At 59.1% G+C, this 20,302-nt stretch carries 16 protein-coding genes; 1 reads left to right on the top strand and 15 read right to left on the bottom strand.

All coding sequences use genetic code 11. The features are described from left to right. Positions 1-751 precede the first annotated feature (751 nt). Complete coding sequence (locus tag KCX59_RS22760; RefSeq protein ID WP_179016959.1) at positions 752-904, top strand: hypothetical protein; 153 nt, start codon at positions 752-754, stop codon at positions 902-904. A gap of 239 nt (positions 905-1,143) precedes the next feature. On the opposite strand, the gene KCX59_RS22755 is transcribed toward KCX59_RS22760, so the two are convergent. From KCX59_RS22755 to KCX59_RS22685, 15 genes are all read right to left on the bottom strand, one after another. Next, on the bottom strand, positions 1,144-1,920 hold the full coding sequence (locus KCX59_RS22755) for a hypothetical protein (protein ID WP_179016958.1): 777 nt from the start codon (positions 1,918-1,920) through the stop codon (positions 1,144-1,146). A 3-nt stretch (positions 1,921-1,923) separates the two neighbouring features. Next, complete coding sequence (locus KCX59_RS22750; RefSeq protein WP_179016957.1) at positions 1,924-3,651, bottom strand: hypothetical protein; 1,728 nt, start codon at positions 3,649-3,651, stop codon at positions 1,924-1,926. 120 nt (positions 3,652-3,771) lie between these two features. Then, positions 3,772-5,577 (bottom strand): helix-turn-helix domain-containing protein, encoded by a 1,806-nt coding sequence (locus KCX59_RS22745; RefSeq protein ID WP_179016956.1) that lies wholly within the window; start codon positions 5,575-5,577, stop codon positions 3,772-3,774. A 181-nt stretch (positions 5,578-5,758) separates the two neighbouring features. Continuing rightward, positions 5,759-6,190, bottom strand: coding sequence for a hypothetical protein (locus KCX59_RS22740; protein ID WP_178993112.1), 432 nt, complete (start codon positions 6,188-6,190; stop codon positions 5,759-5,761). A gap of 31 nt (positions 6,191-6,221) precedes the next feature. Continuing rightward, positions 6,222-6,527 carry a hypothetical protein gene (locus tag KCX59_RS22735; RefSeq protein ID WP_179016955.1) on the bottom strand — a complete coding sequence of 102 codons (306 nt, stop codon included), beginning with the start codon at positions 6,525-6,527 and terminating at the stop codon, positions 6,222-6,224. Positions 6,528-6,581: 54 nt separating this feature from the next. Continuing rightward, entirely contained in the window at positions 6,582-7,661 is a 1,080-nt protein-coding gene (locus KCX59_RS22730; protein ID WP_179016954.1) for a hypothetical protein, read from the bottom strand. A gap of 141 nt (positions 7,662-7,802) precedes the next feature. Continuing rightward, a complete protein-coding gene (locus KCX59_RS22725) occupies positions 7,803-8,093 on the bottom strand; it encodes a hypothetical protein (protein WP_179016953.1) in 291 nt (96 codons plus the stop codon). An 11-nt stretch (positions 8,094-8,104) separates the two neighbouring features. Beyond that, positions 8,105-10,213, bottom strand: a complete 2,109-nt coding sequence (locus tag KCX59_RS22720; RefSeq protein ID WP_179016952.1) for a type IV secretory system conjugative DNA transfer family protein — start codon at positions 10,211-10,213, stop codon at positions 8,105-8,107. A gap of 102 nt (positions 10,214-10,315) precedes the next feature. Next, positions 10,316-10,930, bottom strand: a complete 615-nt coding sequence (locus tag KCX59_RS22715; RefSeq protein WP_178993117.1) for a hypothetical protein — start codon at positions 10,928-10,930, stop codon at positions 10,316-10,318. Positions 10,931-11,009: 79 nt separating this feature from the next. Then, positions 11,010-12,068 carry a nucleotidyl transferase AbiEii/AbiGii toxin family protein gene (locus KCX59_RS22710; protein ID WP_370629167.1) on the bottom strand — a complete coding sequence of 353 codons (1,059 nt, stop codon included), beginning with the start codon at positions 12,066-12,068 and terminating at the stop codon, positions 11,010-11,012. Then, the gene (locus tag KCX59_RS22705) at positions 12,061-12,729 is read right to left on the bottom strand and encodes a type IV toxin-antitoxin system AbiEi family antitoxin domain-containing protein (protein ID WP_179012544.1); all 669 of its coding nucleotides are present in this window, start codon (positions 12,727-12,729) and stop codon (positions 12,061-12,063) included. Before KCX59_RS22705 ends, KCX59_RS22710 begins: the two co-directional genes overlap by 8 nt. Before the next feature lie 640 nt (positions 12,730-13,369). Continuing rightward, positions 13,370-14,041, bottom strand: coding sequence for a hypothetical protein (locus KCX59_RS22700; protein ID WP_179016950.1), 672 nt, complete (start codon positions 14,039-14,041; stop codon positions 13,370-13,372). Continuing rightward, positions 14,038-15,624: a peptidoglycan DD-metalloendopeptidase family protein gene (locus tag KCX59_RS22695; RefSeq protein WP_179016949.1), complete on the bottom strand. Its 1,587-nt coding sequence runs from the start codon at positions 15,622-15,624 to the stop codon at positions 14,038-14,040. Before KCX59_RS22695 ends, KCX59_RS22700 begins: the two co-directional genes overlap by 4 nt. After that, positions 15,621-17,762, bottom strand: coding sequence for a hypothetical protein (locus KCX59_RS22690; RefSeq protein WP_179016948.1), 2,142 nt, complete (start codon positions 17,760-17,762; stop codon positions 15,621-15,623). The genes KCX59_RS22695 and KCX59_RS22690 overlap by 4 nt, the downstream gene beginning before the upstream one ends. After that, the gene (locus tag KCX59_RS22685; protein WP_179016947.1) at positions 17,759-20,296 is read right to left on the bottom strand and encodes an ATP-binding protein; all 2,538 of its coding nucleotides are present in this window, start codon (positions 20,294-20,296) and stop codon (positions 17,759-17,761) included. Before KCX59_RS22685 ends, KCX59_RS22690 begins: the two co-directional genes overlap by 4 nt. Positions 20,297-20,302 lie beyond the last annotated feature (6 nt).

Genomic DNA, 20,302 nt, shown 5'->3' with positions numbered 1-20,302 from the left:
CTCAGCTACCAGAACAATCAGGACCTTCAAGGCTTGGAGAAAGTCCTGATGACAGGCCGCCAGGAGGCCACTCCCAACACCGGGCGGCAGACCGTCGGCCGCCGCCTACGCGAGCGACAAAGGAATCTTCGTAGCTACGCCAATCACGACATCGAAGCGCGGCCGAAAATCACTCAGACCATCACAGAGGCCGATAAATCCGTGAGTCACCGGAACTTTGTCTCCGGCGTCCAGGCGTGGAAGGTCTGTAGTGGTATAGCTCATGCCAACATGTCGGTGATCCGTGCAGTCCTGGAACGCGTGCCGGTCGGAAACCCCGATTCCTCAGGGATATCTTTCCAATTAACGTCTCGTGTAACCCTGATTGCCGCACTCCTAGGAGCGGCGGTTGAAAACCTTGGAGACACTATTGTCCAAATACGAGCAAGCCTGTCAGCCGCGTCCGGAACGCTCCGGGCGTTTAGAAAACCCGGGTGCCGCCCACACCTGTGGTCGCTCGACTTCGATGCCTCCGAGGAAGACGCTGCCACTTGGTTAGAAGCGGCAAAGGCTAGAGAAGTTACTTTGATAAGCGGTAACCACCTACATTTCAGTGAAGATGAGCTCGACCTCAAGTGCGCAGCCCAACGCGCACCCCTTGTTATTGCCAAGATCCCTGCAAATTTGGTCCCCTCGCCGCGTGCAGCCTAAGTCAGCAAGAACCAAGGGAGCTCCTAGACGGATCTGTCTGGCAGCTCCCAGGATGGTTTCAATGCGGGTTGCCATTGGGTGGCTGGCCTCTCCGTTGGTTCTATGGGTTTGCTGGGCTGCGTCGTTGGGTGGACGCTGGGGGGCGGCCGCGGCCGCCGGCGTTGCGGGTCTCGCGTTCATTCCGGTATTGCTCGATGTCCGCAATTCGCCATAGTGGGCCGTTGGTGAATGGAGGTGGGAAAGTTTTGTCTCGGGACATCGTGACGCGCAGTGATTCAACGCTTCCTAAACCTAAGAGATCCCGGGCGCCGTCAACGTCGACCATGTTTTGCATTGCCGGATGGTCCTTGGGATTAAGCTGTTCGGCGATTGTGCGAATTCCCGCAATTTGGTCGCTGCTCGGATGTTCAATCCCGAGATGTTTAGTGATCATTCTCGCAAGCCACCGGTCGTTCATCGTCTCCACTTCCGTCGGCGGGTGCGGGCAAGGTCTTGGGCCTTACGTTCGCTCTTGGGCCGGTGGGCGTTGAATACTGTCATCCGGATACTCACAATCGGGCTCGCTTTAAGGTCGAGCTCGTCATATCGGCCTTGTGCTTGGGATGCGAGCCAGGCAAGCATGTCGCCGCCGAAGTCATTTTTGACGTCTGCCAGGATGTCGGAGGCGTGGTAACCGGACTTATCACCGATGGACATGACTCGGCCTTGGCCGCCTCCCACAGCGAAGGTAGCTTCGAGCTTTACGCGCTTGTCGTCACGACGCTGGGCTTTTGTGACATTGCGGATTTGGCCCTCCAGTCCGCTGATAGCGGCCTTCCTGCCCTTTGCTCCGCGGGTTTTGGGCATGGTTACTTCGATTTGACGGCCGCCCTCAGGGAAATCCGTTCGGGCAAGGGTGTATTTTCCGCGTCGAGGGACGTCTTTGTACGCGCCAATGGTGTCTTTCGGAACATAGGTGGCTTCGGCTGCACCGCGTTTCGCTCGCACGGGCACAAGATTCCCTTCTTTATCCCTACGTCTGGCGGGTAGGTGACGGACTTCCCCGTGGGTGAACAAGTCACTAAGCGCTTCCCTGTACTTCTCACCGCTCGTCTCGCCCTTGGCGACTTTACGGAGCATTTTCTCGGATCTGCCTAGGCGTTCTCCCATTTCGGCCCAGGTGTATCCGTAGGCTTCCTTGACTTGTTGGACGAGTTGCTGGGGTGTGAGTCCTGACGGATCTGCTGCCATGGTTTAGTCCTCGGGGGTACGGAATTCGTCGTCGAAGAACGCGGCATCGATGCCGGCCTTGACGGCCTTTATGCGGAGTTTGTTGCGCTCATCAGTTGTCAGGGGTGTTTTGACGTTGTTCAGGACACCTTGGAGGCGAAGCCGGCCGACTTTCCCGTCATCTCCTCCCCCATGCCCGGTAGGCAGGGACCATCCGGGGACGAAGGTTGTGTAAATGGCGTCACCGTTGATGCCCAGGAGGGTTTCCGGGGGTACTGTCAGGGCGCCCGCCGTCTCGGGGCCCAGGGCGGAAGGGCCAAGAAGCACTTTCGCCCGTCCACGGGCCCAGACCTGGACGGCAAGTTCTGGACGATAGTAGGGTCGGAGCTGGGATGACAGAGGTGCCGGGACCTCATACACGTATGCCTCGCCCCTGCGTTGGACGGATTGCAGGTATTGGGCCGGGACATCTTGGGGGCTCCAAGCAACGACCGTTGAGCTGCGTCCGCGGGAGGCGAAAGCACCGATGGTTTGGATCAAGATGGCGCGCATCGCTGCGGATACGGCTGCTTTGACCAGCAGCGGCATTTCGGGATCCTCATCGACTGTGTCCCAGATGTTGATGATGCGTTTAGCGAAGGTATCCAGAGGCCGAGCAGCGACCATCGCGGGTTCCCCGTCCTTACCCGTGCCGGGAACAAGCTTTGTGAACTCCACGGCTTCGATCGGTTCGATAAGCCATCCCATTCTTTGGGCGACGTGGATTTCGGACATGTCTGCCCATGCTTCCCCTACCGCTCCAGGCCTGTTTGGGTAGTACCAGTCCTTCCCGGATCCTGGTTGCTGCATTCCAAAGATTCCCACGTGCCGCCAGTCATGCGGCACTGTGAACTTTACGTACACTCGCGCCCGGGCGTAGCGGTCGTGTGCAATCAGGTCAGCTGTGTCGGCCCGGTTCAGGCGCCTCCCGGGTCCGACCCCCAGCTCCCGGCACAGGGAGGCGTACATGCGTCGACCGTCAACGTATGCGAAGGTTTCCAGTTTCGGCGTAGCAGTGGGGTCAACCAGAGGGATGCAGTCCTCATGAGTTGAGAAGGAGGGCCCGGCGACCAGGTGCTCAAGGTGGTGCTGGCCGGAAGTTCTATGCAGCTCCTGGGCAATGTCGTCAGAGACCTGCTCCGGGTCCAGTTTGGGAGGCAGTGAAACTGCCCAAAGGTTGGTCCCGGTGGACGCCGGCGTCTTACCAAGCTTCGCGGGCTTCGTTTCGCCGTGCTTGTCACGTATTGGGAACGCCTTGCCGACCAGATATGCCGTCGCGTCCCACGCCTGGCGGGCCTGCTCAGGATTCAGCGGGACATTGCCGAACCATTCCGCAGCTGTCTTGACCTCGACGCGCTGGCCTGTGGCCTTCCGCTCGAAACGCCCAGTGACTGGTTTGCCTGTCCAGTGTCCTTCCATGCGCCCGTCTTTACCCATCCAGCCCGGCTCCCAGCCGGGTGTTTGAACCAGCAACCAGTGCCGGACCTCACGGTCGCCAGCCAGAGGGTCGTTGTCTGGGACGTTGCCCGTAAACATGATTCGTGCCGCTCCAACGGAAGCTGCGGTGTCCAACATGTCCTGCAGATTTGGGTTTTTCCGGCGTTCCCCGATTTTCGGCGCTACGAACTGGCCGTTGGAGAAAACGCCCCGGCCCGTCGTGTAGTCCGCGAACAAAGTTGGGATGTCCCCAAAGTTCCAGGGTCTGGGCCGCACGAGAGCACTCCGATCATTTTGTTAATTCTCTGATAACAAAAACAGTAGTTGATCCATGGATCGCTGTCCACCTTCGAGAGGTAGTGGAGCGATATCAGTTCTCAAAAGGGTTGTAACCGTTCAGACCCTGGATTCAGCAGTCATCTCAAACCGGATCGGATCGTCCGGCTCGAAGAGCCAGTATGGGTATTCCTCGTCAACCTCGGCGATTTGTCCGGGATGGTGTTGCCTTGATTCAAGCCAGGCGTGCCATCTCACGCGCTGCTTCTTGTAGAGCGATTGCTGTCGGATGACTGCCTCGATGACACCCAGCAGTTCAGCGCAGGCTTTCAGACATGCCGATCCTAGAACCCAGCCGGTTTTGTTCCATCTCGCCAGCCCCCAGGAGGCAAGCGTTTCCAGGGCGCGGTGGATGGTAGATCTTCCGAGACCGGTTGCCTGAACCAGATCTGAAGTTTGTAGTGGGTCGCCGGAATTCTCGAGTTCTTCGTAGACAAATGCAGCGGGAAGGCCTAGTTCCCGAAAGGCAGGTCGAACGGCATGTACCTTGCGGCGTCGATTTGGGGGCAGCTCTCCGACGTCGGGGAGCTGCAGTTCATAGGTATCTGCGTCACGGCCACGCCCTGTGGCGACCTTCCTGATCAGGGGTGCATCCATTTCACTTAGCATCTGGAGCTGACCGGCTACGGTTGAGGGGTGAGCACCGGTGGCCAGAGCATGGGAGCGGACTCCGAAGCTTATTTCACGGGCGCCAGTCTTTGCTGAAGCCTCTTCCAAAGCTCTGAGCATCATTCGCAGCCCCAAGTTGTCTTTAGCTTCCATGAGGCTCCGCTCGCATGCGGACCGCGCCTGGGACCAGGCTTTGAGGAATTCATCATGCGTAGTTTGGTGCCCCCCCTGTGTCTTGTTGTTGCTTGTGTCGGATCTATAGACACTCTTCTGGGCTTCTCCGGTTGTTCCTTTTTGAAGCGAGAGCGCTACAAACTCTTGGGCTTTACGCCACTCTCTGGAGAGAACGGACAACCTTGTTCTAGGTGCGTACTTGGCATAGAGGCCAGCCAGGGCTGGCCAGGCACCGGTGAGCATCCTCTGCTGAATGTCTGTCACTGTCAGGCCGTGGCGTACGGATCCAGCAATTACGGCCATCCTCGCCTCTGAGGGAGAACGGTAGCGGGCGTGGTCGTAGGTGCCTTCTCGTGCGATGCGAAGGACTTGAGAGGACAATCCGATCAGTTGGTCGCGGTCAATCTCACCAAGCGCGGGCGTAGCCGGCTGATTGATTCTGGATCGTAGTTCGGCGGTCTCCTGCCAGAGGGTCCCCCACACGTCTGGGCCGTTTCTTTCTGAAACGGCAAGGATGGCTTCCCCTATTACTTGGGTCAGTTTCTGAACTCCGCCCGAGCGGTGTGCGCTTCCTGGCACGCGGCAGCATCCGGAAGCTACTGATCTGTGGGGAGAAGGATCGATGGTCGTGAAACGGAGTTCCAGAGCCTCTACGAAATCGCGGGCTTCGGTGAACGGAATCGCTTCAGCCAGTGGCAGATAAAGGTGCCGTCCTCCGCTGGGTGAGACGTCTTCAACCCATTGGGCCCCGTTGCGACCCAGCCAATCACGGAGCCCCTCCGCGTCTTTCGTGACGGCGTCAACGCCGCCGCGGCTCGAATCCAAGTCAAGGAAGATTGTCGAGGCCGTGCCTGCGAGGGAATAGACCATTACCGCTGCAGGTGCTGCAGGGCGTCGGGCGCGGAGGTCTTGTTCGCAGCGCGCAGGATAATTTTTGCCTCGGTCCAGCGAGACTCTGACGCGGGTTCGGCCGGCCAAGGCAGGAGCCAGAAGCTCCCATGCGCGGTCTTCCGGCGACACGCCCGAATGGTACGTCCCCTGCGTGGGTGCTTCTACAACTGCTGAAAGTTGTCCTATACTCAAGCTGTAGTCCTTGCTGTAGTGGTGAGGGCACGACAAAGCCCTTTGCGGGGGTTAGCTGTTTACATAAGCGACCGGTTCGGCATGATCGGTGCTAAAGATTTGGAGAATTGATCAGTTGGCGCTGATCGATCTCAATGATTAGAGGGCGTAGGGTCTTGGCGGATCCGGCGCCCTCACTCTTTTAAGTGCCTGTGATGGGCAAAGCCTCCTGATAGTTCGGAGCTGCTGGATCAAGCCACCACTCAGGGAGTCCGTAAGGATCGAGGCGAATGCTGGTGATGAACGCGTTCATCACCTGGGCCATCGAAGTGGAGCCGCCGTTCAGCTTCCCCAGGCGCTTGACCTTGGCCTTGCGTGCCGGAGCGACAAGCCCTGTGAGAATTTCATCGCCGGTGTGATCCTTGGTCCTGTATTTTGCAGGATCACCGTATGTACCAGGCGAAACAGTCTCTGGCATGTGATCGATGATGGCTTCGATCATTCTCGACAGGGTGACCGAAGCTGCGTCGGCCATTTGGTCGGCTTTATGCTTCGCGGGTCCCTCAACATAGACGAGGAATGGCATGTTTCCAAGACCTGTTCCACGCTCGCGTTTCGCTCGCTTCTGCTCCATGAGATTGAATCTACCCCCAGTGACGATTCATTTAACCTATTAAGTCCGGTGGCGTGTCGCCGCGTCTGAACTGGGGCTTCTCTGTCTGGCGAGAGATGTCCGCACTCAGATATGGCCCGCGAAAGGCTTTGTGGCAATTTTTTGCCCACATGAGCGGGTCGTCGTAGAAAAGTATCCGGCCTTGAGGGTGGGTGCGGTCGAGTATCGGCGTGTCCAGGATGGCTGCGGGCAGCTCCCCTGTGAAAGTGTGGCTGCCATCATCGAGAACAACAAGGACTGCCGCGACGGCAGTTGTCTGTCGGTCTGTGGCTAGCTTCATGAAACGAACCTCGATCATCTTCGTACCTCCTTCACTTCAGGCCGCTGGATATGTTCATGCAAGATTAACATATTAGAATTCCTTGTGTTCCAGTTGGCCCGATGTGAGCATCCTTGCGGCTCGTGCTCTTAGCGCTTCTGATCGTTCTGGTTCAAGTGCTTGGGATAGTCCGAAAAGATCGTGGGATCTCAACACGTTGCGTAGTGCTTTGGTTTCATGAGGAGTCAGTGCCAGACCTCCGCGTTGTATTCGGAAGTGGACCAGCATGGAGACGTTGATGGTGTCGCCTGGGCGGGCGAAGGTGAAGCCGTGGTCGATGAGGTGCAGTTTCGAGGACTGGTTATCGATCAGGAGGTTTCCGAGGTGCCGGTCCCGCTGGCCGACGAGGCAGTCAAAGAATGCGGCATCGTCGGCCTCTTCGCGGAGATGGGCTGCGGTGGGGTCGCCGGGGTCCCCTGGTACTCCGAGTGAGAGGGACCCCATTCGATCATCGACAACACGGATTACACAGGGAGGGACCAACTTTTCGTACCGCTTGCCTAAATTTCTGGCTAGGTGCCAGGCCGCGGCCTCATGTACGGGCTGGATTGCGGATTCCTGACCGTAGTCCTCCGCGCAATCAGTGTCCAGCCCGGCGAAGGGTTTGTGGAACGCGATATCTCCGTTATCAAAGCAAGCTATTCGGGTTACGTTCACAGGTCCGTCAAGGGGGTAGTACGCGGACCCGTCGCTGTGCCCGTCCAGCCTCATCGTTCTTTCGAGGTGTCCGGTCAGAAGGGATCCCTCGCGTAGGTGTTGGCCCTGCAGCGACTGCATTGCTTCGATGCTTCTCGCCAGTTCCGGTGTCACCCAGAACTGGTCCGCTAGGTCCAGCTGCCGTATGACAGCCTTGCCATCGTGTTGTTTGGGCTTTGGTGGGTTAAGAATTGCAGCTGGAGCTCCTCGCTGCCGGGCCCATTCCTTCGCTTGCACCGGCGGGAGGACTTTGAGAGCTTCCACGGATTTTTGGTGTTCCGGCTCCTCGGCGGCCCAAGCGAGGATCTGCGCCTTCACTGCCCGGTTGTCCCGCCGGCGCGCGTTGTGAGCGTCCCTGGCGGCCGGACCCTTGCAGCCCGGGCACCGGCGTGCTCCTACTTCCTTGGATCGGCACATGCCTCTGCTACATCCTCTATTCCGCGTCTGATTCCCGGTCTCTCAGGGTGTAGGTATGGGGTTCTGTATTTTTGCCACGGTCGTGAACGCAGAAAGGGCGTTGGCAGCAGAATGCGGCCAACGCCCTTGGTACGTCCCCGATTAGTCGTCGACGCTTCTTCTCCTGACGATCAAAACGGTTCCGGCTATGATCCCGACGGCCGCTGCAGCGAGGATGATAAGCCTCGGCAGATCCAGTCCGATTCCGGTTCCCGGGATCTCGATTAGTGCCTGGGCAGAAGGAACCATGACGTGGCTGGCCAGCAGCCAATCCCTGACCGGATCAAGGAGGGCCCCGAACGGAATAAGGCCCATAGCTAGAGCGAGAAAGCCAATACAGATCAGCTGCATCTGATCCGGGGTCAGGTCTCCACTGCCGCCATTGTTACTCATAGGTGTGCTCCTTAATCAACTGTGGATGGGTGCCGCACCGTCAGTGCGGAATCTGAACTGAGCATGATCGTTTCGGGTTCACCGGAGTCGAAGTCCCTGAAGTCGATGGTCATGACCGAGTCGTCCCTGTAGTCGGGCTCGATCGACTCGACAACGCCCCATTGGCCGATATTCTCGTCAACGCAGAACAGATCGCCGGCGCTCAGATCTTCAGGACCCGAATACGTCTCTGCGTCGTATCCGGTGAACTGATCCTCTTCACCCGCGGCGTCCTCTACTTCCACCCGCTCTGGTTCGTCGACTGCATCCTGGAGCGGCTGTTGTATTGCCCTTGAGAACGCGTTCTTGCGCGGCGTATCTCCGGCCGGGATATGAGCATGCCGCTTTTCGTAGTCCGAGTCGTACTCGATGATTTCGGCCACCGCATAGTCGTCGAACGTCAGCGGGAGGGTTTCACCGTCAAGGTCTTCCTTGGGTTCGAGGACCTCGACCATCTTTCGTGAGTAGTAGGTGACCTTCGGGCGCACTGATTCAACGAAGGCTTCGTCAAAGCCGGGTGAATTGGGATCCGGATTAGGCGAAAAGAACGTTTGTGCTTCCACTGGTCGGGATTTGCTGTCCAAACAGATCGCGCGGCCCCGGGAGGTGCGAGGAATGGCTACGCCAATCGCTGCGGAGTCCCACATCATTTGGGCTCCCTGAGGAGACAATCGGCCCATCGACACCCTGGCGCCGAAGTTGTCGCGCATTTCACCGCCGACGAATTCAACGTCCGGGCGCTGCAGACCCACAATCATGTGGATCTTTGCGGAACGTCCGAGCCGGGCAAGATCTGCGATGAGATCAAGAATCGGTGGCCTGGCAGGCGCCCCTTTGGGCTTGACCTTCTTCCACCACCGTTCAACTCGCTTGAGGAACGTGGTGAGTTCGTCAATCACCAACAGGAGCGGCTCGAAGTCCGCCAAGCTGGCCTGGCCTACTTCTACCTGGCTATACCGTTCTTCCATGAGCTCGTGAGCTGCCAGAACGGCACGCACCTGATGTTCGATCCGGGCGGTAACCAATTCAACGTTTGGCCACCCCCGAAAACCGATGAACTCGATACGCTTGCCATCAATAATCCAAGTACGCCAACCAGCTTGCGTTACACGTTGGGTTACTCCGTGAAGGAGAACGGTCTTACCGGATCCCGTACCACCAACCACCATGAGGTGGGCTTGAACGGCCGGCCACCATTCGAGAAGCTCGTCTTCTTCTGCCACAGCAAGGGGAACCTTGAAATCGGTATAAACCCTGTGGTCGAGAGCAAGCGGCGAGTGCTCCTCTGGCGGCCTGACCATAGTGGGCAGAGGGATACGGCGTTTGAATTCCACCGAGGAATGCTGCAGATCCCAAACAGCCTTGAGACGGCCCGGCAAAGTTGCTGCAATGACCCGCTCGACCCCTGAACGGCGAGACCCAATAGATAGTTTCGCACTTGGCAGTCCGCTGACCCCGATGGTCTTGATGCCCTCGTCATCCTCATTGGTATCAATGGTGACGTCCTTGCCAAAAAGCTCCGTGATGACCGATTCAGCCCTCAAAGCATCAGCGGTCTTTGAAGACTCCTTCTCCATCTCGGTGATATCCAAGCGAAACCGGATGTGCTTACGCCGTCGGTCATGGGCGTCCACCTTATAGGTACCGTCGAAATTCCTGTCAACAACTTCCCCCAGTTTGGCCAGCCAGATACCGTCATGATCGTTGACGGTCCTCCCATACCGGACCGAAACCCTCGCTGGATAGCCCGTGAAACCTTCTCCCCATTTCGAAGCCCTAACCAGGCTTCGGGAGACCTTCCTGACCCCGAGGTGCGGAGCGAGCGCTTCAACAGCATTGTCGACGATGTATTGCCGGCGCCTGTTCCGGACAGCTGCCACAGTGGCTGCCGCAGTCGACAGTCCAGAAAAGGTTGCTGTAGCGATCGCCCCGACGGTAGACCCCTGGATCCAAAGGATGCATGACCCGATGACCCCCAGAACAAGGCACACCAGCATGACGGGCGTCCATGGGTTGTGAGGAGGAGGAAGCTGCGCCCCGGGCGGTTCAGCTGTCTGTGTGCGGCCGAATGCTGAGCTCATAGCTCACCAACCAAAAACGCAACGATGACCCTGGACCAAAGGCGGGATGACCGCAGCGCTTCCTTGTTACGACTGTTCATGATGTCTCCGTGTTTGCGGTAGCTAAATGAGAGCGAGGGATCCGCCGCGGCGGGGCGTATACCGGCTGCCGATGAGTTCGCTGAGCCAGGCCTGAATATGTTCAGGTTCATCACGATCGATGGTGATGGCAGGATTCACGTTTCCCGCGGCCGGCGGGCGCAACCTGGCAATGGCATGGCCAGTCAGATGGAGGGTGGAATCCGGTCCTGGAATGAGTTCGTGGATACGAAGGGCACCGGTGATGAACGTCCCTGTCCCCACTGCCAGGATCTTGCCCGTGCTGACCTCGTCGTAAGGGAAGCCACGATTAGGCCAAGGGCCGAAATACTGCGAAGCCCAACGCGAGTCATCAAGGTGTTGCGGCCCAGGCAACGACTGAGCAGGTGTCTGCGCCAGAGGCAGCCGCCCCTTACAACTGACCTTGGACGCGTTGAGCATCCACTGGATCTGACTGAAAGGGGTATGTCCCCTGGCAAGATACCCAGCCTGCTCCAGCCGATCCACCAAACTTGGACCCACACTCAAGGCGCGGGTCAGCTCGCTCCTGGACAAGGTCCACTGAGTACTCGTCCCTACGCCCTGACGCTTTATGGCAGGCGCATCACGCCGATGATCCAGAAGTTCGACCGATCCCATATGGGCCCCTTGTGTACTCGCAATTTGCAGGTGTACACGGGGTAGGTGCCGGAGAACCGAAGATTACAAGCCCGGCAGGCTACGGATCCGCACGCGAACCACGTGGGGAACGGGAATGCTCACTGACCGGCCAACCTGCCCGGACATGACGACGAACCCAAACATCCGACCCGGCAGAGTCAGGCGCTCGCAGGGGTTCAGCGCTTGGCTCGGGTTCGGCCAGCCACCCTGAACCTGGAATCCATGTGATGTTGGAAGGGGCCGGGTCCGGCGCCAGTGCCGGGTTGACGAGGGCAGCTACGAGTTCCTGCGCATCCGCCACATCTGTTATTCCACCGGTTGATGGCGTGGACTTGGCCAGGGCTTGGTACGTTCGCCTCCATCCTTCGGGAATTGTGAAGGTGGAGACTTCGCCGATTTGGGACATTAGTCTTTTGGCGTCTATCGCGCGCTGGAGTTCGCGGGCGTTGAGCCGTTGGGTTCGGGCGATCACGACAAGGTCAATCAAGTCTTTTGTTCTGCTGCTGGGGACTCCGCCGTATCGCGAGAGAGTGGCGCACACCTTCTCAGCGACCTGGTCGGCCAAGGGGTATAGGCGGTAGGGGTGGGTTGGGATAGGACGCGGCAAATGGATTCGGTTCGCGGGGTTCACCACTTCCGGCACCCCGACCGGTGGAGGTCCCACAACGATATCGACTGGTATGTCCCCGATCTTCTTCCCTGTGTCTGCGTCGTAGGCAGTGAATTGAGCCCTGCGGGTTTGGGTGCCCGGCTGGTTGTCCCCTTGTCCGGTGTCGGTGGTGCGGGCGAGCTCGAAGCGAATGTGATCGCCAAGATCTACTGAAGCTCGTTCTTCCAGAGCATGGAGGGCTTCGTCAAGGTCGGCGGCGCTGGCCGCTAGGTCGAGGTCTTTGGTGCCTCTTGTTAGGGGCACGCGTGCGAGCATGGCGCCTCCGCCCTTGAGCATCCATTCTGATTTCTCGCCGTCGGCGAAGACCCGGGAGAGGAAACGGTCAAACCTTGCTTGAACAAGCTGTGAGTTGATGTCGTGGGCTCCCCCGTCCTTGACGGACTTGGCTGCGGTGGCTTTGAACGCTGCGACCAGAGCTGTCCAGGAGCTGTAGCCGGCTTCAGACACGGGGCGCCCATCCCGAAGGGCTGGTGCCGGCCAGGTCGAACAGTTCCTGCGCCAGTGCTGCGCCGTCGTTGACGTCGTGACCATTGGCGGCTGCGAGAGGTGCAAGATGTTCGACCAGTCGTTGGGGATGGACAAGCCGGCCTTGGGCAATGGCGTCGCGAATGGTGTCGGAGATGAGCGATCTGTCCGTCCAGGATTCGACGAGATCGGCAATCGTTCGCTCGATGGTCAGCGTGGGTAGAGCTTGGACGTAGGTGACGTCCTCGGGGGTGAGGGTTCTGATTTTGATTTTCACTCCGGGCAGGCGCGTGCCTTTGCGGGTTGGTGAGATAAGGGTGTGGCCTTCTGGGTAGAAATCGCCGATACCGTGCAGGAGGGTTGCATCGATTCCGGCAACGACGAGTCCAGGTGCTCCGGTGGTAGTCCGTGCGGCGCTGTCGCCACCGGTGGCCAGCCAAGTTGCGATGATGTCTTCGTGTTCCAGCATGGGCGCACCCGCCATCCGGTAGACGCCTTGGAGGACGCGGGTTATTGCTCCGGCCGCTGACAGCCGAGAGAGCTGCATGCGGGAGATCCCAGCGCGCTCGGCTTGTGAGGTAGTCACAAGCCCCCAGCGCTGCTCGGCAATTGCCCCGAGAAAGGCGACAGTCTCAGCAGTCATGCATCAATTGTATCCATAATAGATACAAATGTTGTAGCTCACATGAAGCTGTGATTGGTGCGTGGTGCGCCTGGAGGGTCAGTTGCGTCGCGTTTCGTTGTTTCGAGATTGGGCCGATTCCATTTGGTCCCAAGTTTTACCCTCGAAGTTATAAACGCGTTTATGGCGGCGAGGGTAAAACTCGAGACCCCGAATCAAGAGAAGTGATCCAGAGTGTGGAGGTGGGTGTTGTCCTTCCAATATGAGGGCACACGAGGTTTCCATCAGCTTGGCCCGCTTGGCACTGGGCAAGTCTTCCCTCCATCCGTATGGCCTTATCGTCGGCGCTGCTTGCAGCATCGCTTACCGTGCTAGCTGATGTGGGGTGTTCTGTGGATGGTCTGGGACCACCGGCGTTGGTCTGTTCACCTGTCTTTTCCCCCGCGGGGTGAGCTCTCCGTGATGACGTTGGGATGGAATGTCGTGGTCACGGTGAGGCCTCCGGGGCGCCTATGCCGGATAGCAATGAGCACACCTGTGGAGCGTATACGACTGGTTGTACAAGCGCGGAGGCTGGTCGTGTTTGGCTTGAAGGTGTTCCTGTGCGCTTGTGGGGTTAGGCGCGCTCAGTGGCTGCCTTGGCCCGCGGTGGTCGTTCCCGCTAGGCCGTGGGCTCGCCTGAGAGATTTGAGAGGGATGCAGCTTTCCAGCTGTCTCCTACTCTGACCAGTTCTACTGTTCGCACGTACGGAGTATCGGCCGCGGCGACCATTGGGTCCTGGCTTTGGGTGGTGACGGTGTAGTCAACGATCATCGTCATCTTGCCGGTGGGGTATTCCTCGGTCCGTCCAGGTTGTGTTCGCAGGATCCGTGCCTCGGTTGTTGAGCGGCCTTCTACGTAGCGCGTCCACTGAAGTCCACCGTCACCTGAAAATCTTGTCGTCAGTTCTGCACCGAATTCCGGTGTGCAGTTGGTCAGGGCGTTTGTCAGCCATGACGAAGCACTGGGGTCCTCGAATGAGCGGCGGTGGTATGAGATGACGAAGTCTCTGGCCGCTGTGTCCAGCTCCGCTATCTGTGCGGTGCTCAGGACGGGATCTTCAGGGGCTGGAGCTTCTGGAACAGTTGCCTGGGTTCCTTGTGTTTCCGGGGTTTCCGGGCCGTTTTGTCTGCCATCTGTCGCTGTTGGTTCTGATGCCTGTGATGGCTGTTCCAGACGTGCTGGTGGCTCGTTGCTGGCTGGTGAGGGCGTCTGGAACAGCCAGATTCCCAAGGCTGCAAGGGCTGCAGCTGCCGCGACGATGCAGCTTGTTATCAGGGTGTGCTTGGTCATGGGGTGGCCTTGAGCAGAGTGAAGTATTCGGTGTCGGTCTCCCACGTGGTGGCGTGTAGGAGCGTCCCTTCCTGAGGGTTCAATGCGCTGTACATCTGTCCGTTGCCTGCATAGATTCCGACGTGTTCCCAGTGCCCGGGGCTGCTCTGCCGTTGCACGACGAGATCCCCTGGCTGGGGGTCGGTGGTTTTGCTTCCGGCCGTCCACTGGTTGACGCGTGGAAGTTTGATGCCTGCCTGGTCATAGATCCATTGGACATATCCCGAGCAGTCCCAGGCTTTGAAAGTGGTCCCGCCCCAGACGTAGTCTCCTCCTACTCCTTGCTTGGCGGCTTCGATGATTTTGGTGCGGGTGCCGGCGTTGTCTGCTGCCGTAATGGGCTGATCGGCCCCTGGAGTGCATTGGGTTGGGATGGCGCCGCCGGCGGATTCAAGGAGTTGCTGGGCGGTTGTCTGCCACTTGGCGTAGGCGTCCGGGAAGGCCGAAACCTGCACGGTCTGGGCGGCTTCGGTGAGGCTCATTTGTTCCCATCCGGGGATATCCAAGAGTCCTCTGGGGGATCCGTGGTTTGGTCCTTCTTTCCCACCGTAGAAGGCCCGGGCTGCGTAGGTGGGGTCCATCAGTTCCTCGACGGTTCCCCAACTGGCCGCGGGGCGCTGCTGGAACGCATTGACGGAATCGTGGTCACTTCCGACTTTCATGTGCGGGTACTTCAGAGATTCAGGGACTCCGGAATTGGCGTAGGTGTTGATCCCTGATTCCTGTAGGGCAACCATGAGCGCGATGAGGATTCCGTTGGTCGGAACTCCGGCGTTTTTGCCTTCTTTGACGATGATGGCCACCAGGTTCATTTGCTCACTGCTGAACGTGAGGGGTAATCCGTTGGGGCCTTTGACCGTAAGGCCACCACCTAAGACAGGGGCTGCTTGGGCTGGGGCATCGCCGGCAGTGGCTCCGCCGGCGCCGAGGGTGATCCCTCGTTCTTTCATGTACGTGTTGGGGTCTACGTGTTGGCCGTTGACGTGGATCTCGAAGTGAAGGTGCGGGGCGGTTGAGGCGCCGGTCGATCCGACACCGGCCAGTTCGTCGCCGGCCTTGACGGTCTGGCCTGCTTTGACTTTGGACGTGCCGTCGGCGGCGTGCCAGTACCAGAATTCGGTGTTGTTTCCGGCATCAATGATGATGCCGTTGCCTCCGGCGTTGCCGCCGGAGTCGACTACTCGGACAGTGCCTGCGGACGCTGAGTAGAACGGGGTACGTTCGGGGACGCCGGCGATGTCTTGGCCCGCGTGGAAGGTCAGGGCTGATTCATCAGGAAATCCGGCGGGCACAACACCGGGGCCGAAGGGGTTGGGGCGTGGACCGTAGCCGGAGGTCAGCTGGCCAACTAAGGGGCTGGCGTACCCTCCGGCGAAGGTGGGGGCGATGCACTTGGTGGAGCCTGTTTGCGAATCTGGTCCGCCTCGAGCGAGCACGGCGCCGGAGCCTGACAGGAAGAAGGCGGCCCCGCTGAAGAAGATAACGGTAACGAAGAGTAGAGCCGCCGCCGCTACTGCGGCGACGGCGATTACTGCCTTTTTCATCTGCTGCCTACCGGCCGTACTGAGCGGAGTTGGGCGAGCTTGGCTGAGAGTTCGACCGAGCGGGCACTGCGCGGGGCCGGCGGGGCTGCCGGGGCCTCAATGATTGTTCCTTCGACAGGCCGATTAACGGATCCGTTGCCCCTTTGGTCAACGGATAGGCGGGGGGTGACTGATCCGTTGCCATGCGAGTCGACAGTGATACGGCGGGTGAGGTTGTCGTGGGCAGGGTCGGGGGTGCTGCCTTGTCCCGTGGTTCGCTGGCCAGTCGCGGGAGCTTCGATCGCCGCTTTGGTGCGGGCGGCTGTGGAGCCGATTTTCGCTGCGGCGCCGACGGCCTTGGCGGCCGGGTGGGGAATGAACTGTGCCGCTGTTCCAACGAAGTCCAGGCTCGTTGCTGTCTTGGCGGATGCTGACGGATTGCCGTCTGTTCCGCCTCCTCCTGGTCCTCCTGGAGCAGGAGTGGGGGGATTGTCCGTGGGGCCTGCGCCGGGGCCGGAGGTCAGGGCGGGCATGACACGGGATCCGAGGGTTGGCGTGGGTGTGATCTTCTCGCCAAGGTCGGTGAATGTGCCTCCCCCGTTGGGAGCCCACCCCAATCCCGGTTGTGGTTGTGGTTGCTGTTGTTTGGGTTTGAGGTTCTTGGTCAGACGGGCATCACGCCAGGCATCTCGTACCCAGGGCTCCACTCGGTTGGTTAGTTGTTTGACGGTTTGGCTTCGGGGTTTTTCGTCTGCTCCGAGGCCGAGTTTCCCCAGACGCTGGGCCAAGGTTTCTCCTGCCTTTTTCGCGCGGCGGTGCAGTCGCCACAGGCCAATGAGGAACACGAGGACGGCGATGTTGACGAACGCCATTTGGAGGACGATCCCGAAGCGGCTCATTAGGGCGGTGATGGAAACCAGTACCTTCATGTAGCCGGCGAGGAAGATGAGGGCGACGACGATCATGACGCAGGAGGAATAGATTCCGATAATCGACCGCCACAGCCCTGTTCTTGACGTTGATGGCAGGACGGCCCAGAGGGACGCGAACATGGCTTTGAGCCCGTTCCAGAGGGATGAGAACACGGAGCTGATGATGTACAGGGACAGGCCGAGAATCAGCAGGTTCATAAAGAAGCTGCCGGACTGGATGTTGGCCATCACGCCGATCTTCGTGATCACGGGCGACTGAACGTATTCCTTGGCGTCCTTGTCGCATTCCCCAACTCTGTCTCGAACATTCGTTTCAGCGACGTTGATGGGGTTCCGGTCATTGAAAGCTTTGTCGAAGACTTTGTCGCAATCCCCGGTCAGGACGTGGCCGAAAGTCACGGTTTGCGCCGGAACTCTGACGAACGTATCCACGAGCTGGGCGATGACGTTCTCGGCAAGTACTTTGTCCGCGGACATGGTCGTATCTGCGGTGGGGCGTCGGCAGTTGCCGCCGGGCATGCACGGTTGTCGGTCTGTAGTGATGGCGACGGAGATCTCACCACCCCAGATTTTGGCTTTGTTCAAGATCCCGTCGGGCCCGGTAATGGTGGCGACGGGGTTTGCCAGGACACCGGTGGCAGCGATGGCGATGACGACGGCGACTACGCATTCGATGAGTCCTGAAGAAAATTTGCCTCTCAGGATGTAAATGCCGGCGACGAAGGCGGTCACCATGAGGGCAAAGGGTATCCAATAGATCTGGTTGACCAGGGCTTGGAAGGAGACAGCTATCCCGTTCAGGGGTGAGGCGATGAATTCGATCCATTCAAAGGCCAGCAGGAACTTCACCATGGCAAAGAGCATGGCGATATAGAAGATGTGCCCCACCCAGAGGAAGTCCAGAATGCTGGTGATCCACATCTTCTGGGGTGTCCAGGCGTCTCCACGGTCCAGCGGCAAGGACATGTACTTATCGATCGGGATTCCGTGAGTGTCATGGATGCCAGCAGTGGGCAGGAACAGTCCGGAGCCCTGGCCGGTGCCGTCGGCGGCGAAGGCGGCCGTGGCTCCGGCATGAATGAGGACAGCCCAGAGGAAGAGAATGCTCATGGTTCGGCGGGTCCGGGGATGCTGATAGAGCCAGAACCGTACCTCTGCGCCGATCCTGGTCAGGATACTGACCCGGAACTCTTCTGGGCGGTTGAAGAGCGACAGGAGCCAGGTCACGCTGCCATCTCCTTCTGCCTGTCGACTTTGGGAGGCGTTGTCAGTACTGCTTTGGCCCGGCGGGGTTCGCGGGGAATTTGGATTTTGACGGTGGAGATCCGGTTCCTGGCGTCGCGGTACAGGCATTCACCACGGCGTTCCAGCGGCACGCCCTGGGCTCCTTGAGGAGACAGATGCTTGGTGACGGTTTCAACCCATTCGTCCGTGTCCATGGAGGCGAACCATCTCAGGTTGTTTCGGGCCAGCGTTTCATCACGGTTCCTGAAGACGAAGCGCTGCGGTATGAGCCCACGGAGCACCTCGGATCCAAAGTCGTTGATGGCGTCGTGGCTTCCCAGTCCGAGCGCGGCTTTGTGCTTGCGTCCGTAGCGGATGAAATCGACGATCTCCTCTTCCCCCTCCGGGGAGGACGTCATGTGGTGGCACTCGTCGACGATCATCAGCGCTTCGCGGGCGTCGTCAGCAAAGCAGATCGTTTTACCGATGCTGGCCAGCAGCGCGTACATGGCACGGCCGAAGATCTTCTCTATGCTCATTTCCTTCTTCAACGACTCGTTGAAGAGCTCATCCTTGCTGGGCAAGTCCAAACCGTGGGTGCAGAACACCACTGCTTGGGATGCCATGGACAGTGCCGGCAGTTCGTCGTTGAAGAGAACATCTCCCAGGTCGATCGTGGCGATGTTCTTCAAACGCCTGGCCATGCGGTCGCAGACGTCGCGGTTACGTGCTGGAATGCCTGTGTCACCTTGCATGTGATCCAGAAGCTTCGACAGGGAGGTCACCCCGTGCTCGATCATGTAGTTGGGTTCCAGCAGAGAGCTGATGAGGTCTCCGTCGTCGCTCATGGTCTGGATCGCGAAGAGCTGAGCGAAGAGTGTTTTCACCATTCGTGAGCCAACTTTCGGACCGAAGATCCTTAGCGGGTCCATGGAGTATTTCGGCGCCATCAGGTCAATGATTGAGGTGCGTTCCGGGTTCAGTGACTTGGCGAAAGCGGCCCATTCTTGGTTGTCTGAGCGGTCTACGACAACCAGGAGCCCGTCACGGTCGAAAGTGTGCCCGGCAACCGTTTTGAGGAACGTCGATTTTCCGGACCCGTTCTCCCCCGTGGCTCCGAAGGAACCGGAAAGGTCTCGTTCCATGTTCCCGCCGATGTTCATCAAGACGGGAGAACGACGACCTGATGAGATGTTGTACCCGGCCATGAACCCGGTGGCTTCGCCTATTGCGTTTGAAACGACCGGTACGCCCATGGCAAATTCGCGCCCTGTGGTGATCTGGGCGAGCTCGTTGACGAGCCGGGAGGCGGGGATCCCTGGGAGCATGGCCCACCACAGTTCTTCTTGTCCTCCGAGGGGTGCCTCGAATTTGAATTCCTTCCGCTTGTAGAAGTCCGTAATGAATTTGGCTTTTGCTTTGGCGTCCACTGGGTTGTCTGCTCCGACGGCAATGATGGTCGTTGCCTGGACTTCGACTTCACTTTCGGACTGGTTCAGCGATGCCTGATAGTCCGCGAGGACTCTTGCAATGTCATCCAGGTCGTTTGTGCTGCCGGTGATGGGATTGCTTTGGCCGCTTTGCTGCTCGTACTGGTCGTTGAGGGTCGATTCAGCGCGGGCATTGCGCTGTTTCGCTTTCTCGGCCTTCTGGATTGTCATCCTGATGGCGAAGTCTGCATCAACGGGCAGATCGTCGATGGCTTTGATGAATTCAACGCCGGGGAACACGAATCCGCCCTGGGGGGTCCCGGTCATGGCCATCAAGACTTGGTACGAGTCAGTCTCACTTTCGACGTGGCCGACTTTGAGGTAGCGGCGTTTGAAGGGCAGCGCACGGGCCGCTGCCGATGTCTGGTCAGACTGTCCGCCTTCGTCGATCCAGGGTTCAGAGAGCAGGGTTCCGGAAATGACCCGGCCTTTCGGGGCGTTGCTCTTGGGTTCCGGTACGGCTACATCGAGGCTGAGGCCGCGCTGCTGCATGTGGTCGTTGATCCACGCCAGTTCGTCTGGTGTTGCCGGTTTTGCCTGAAATTCGCGAGGTATGGCTTTTTCGATCTGTTTAGCCGCCTCTAGGGCGTGCGCGATTTCCGTCGGCGTGGGAACCCGTCGAGGCAGAGCCAGGTGACGTCGGACAATGGCGTCTACTGCGTGGAATTTGGTTTTGACGGCTTCTTTGATGCCGAGATCTGCGATGGGGGCCGCCAGCCAGAAAGCACGTGTACCGACGGGGTTGTTTTCCAGTTCATCCAGACTCAGCTCAACCTCGGTGAGGTACTCGGGGCAGCGATCCATGGGGACCCCGTCCATCATGTTCTCGATGACCACGGCGGGATCGAGGTTGGCGCTGAGCCCGAGCAGCAGTGATTCACCGGTCAGGGACTGGTACATGGCCTGGTGTGCTGCCTTGACGAGCATTTTCGATTCGTGCTTGCCGTACCCGTAGGCGAGAGGATCCAGTCGCCACATGGCCCAGATCATGCCGCCAGTGGTCCACATGAGATGGTCGGCCAGGGACGAGAACGGGATGCGCTGCATTTGGGG

It is taken from the genome of Paenarthrobacter nitroguajacolicus (assembly GCF_051027655.1).
GTDB classification, from domain to species: Bacteria; Actinomycetota; Actinomycetes; order Actinomycetales; family Micrococcaceae; genus Arthrobacter; species Arthrobacter nitroguajacolicus.
This window is presented reverse-complemented; position numbering and strand designations above follow the sequence as displayed.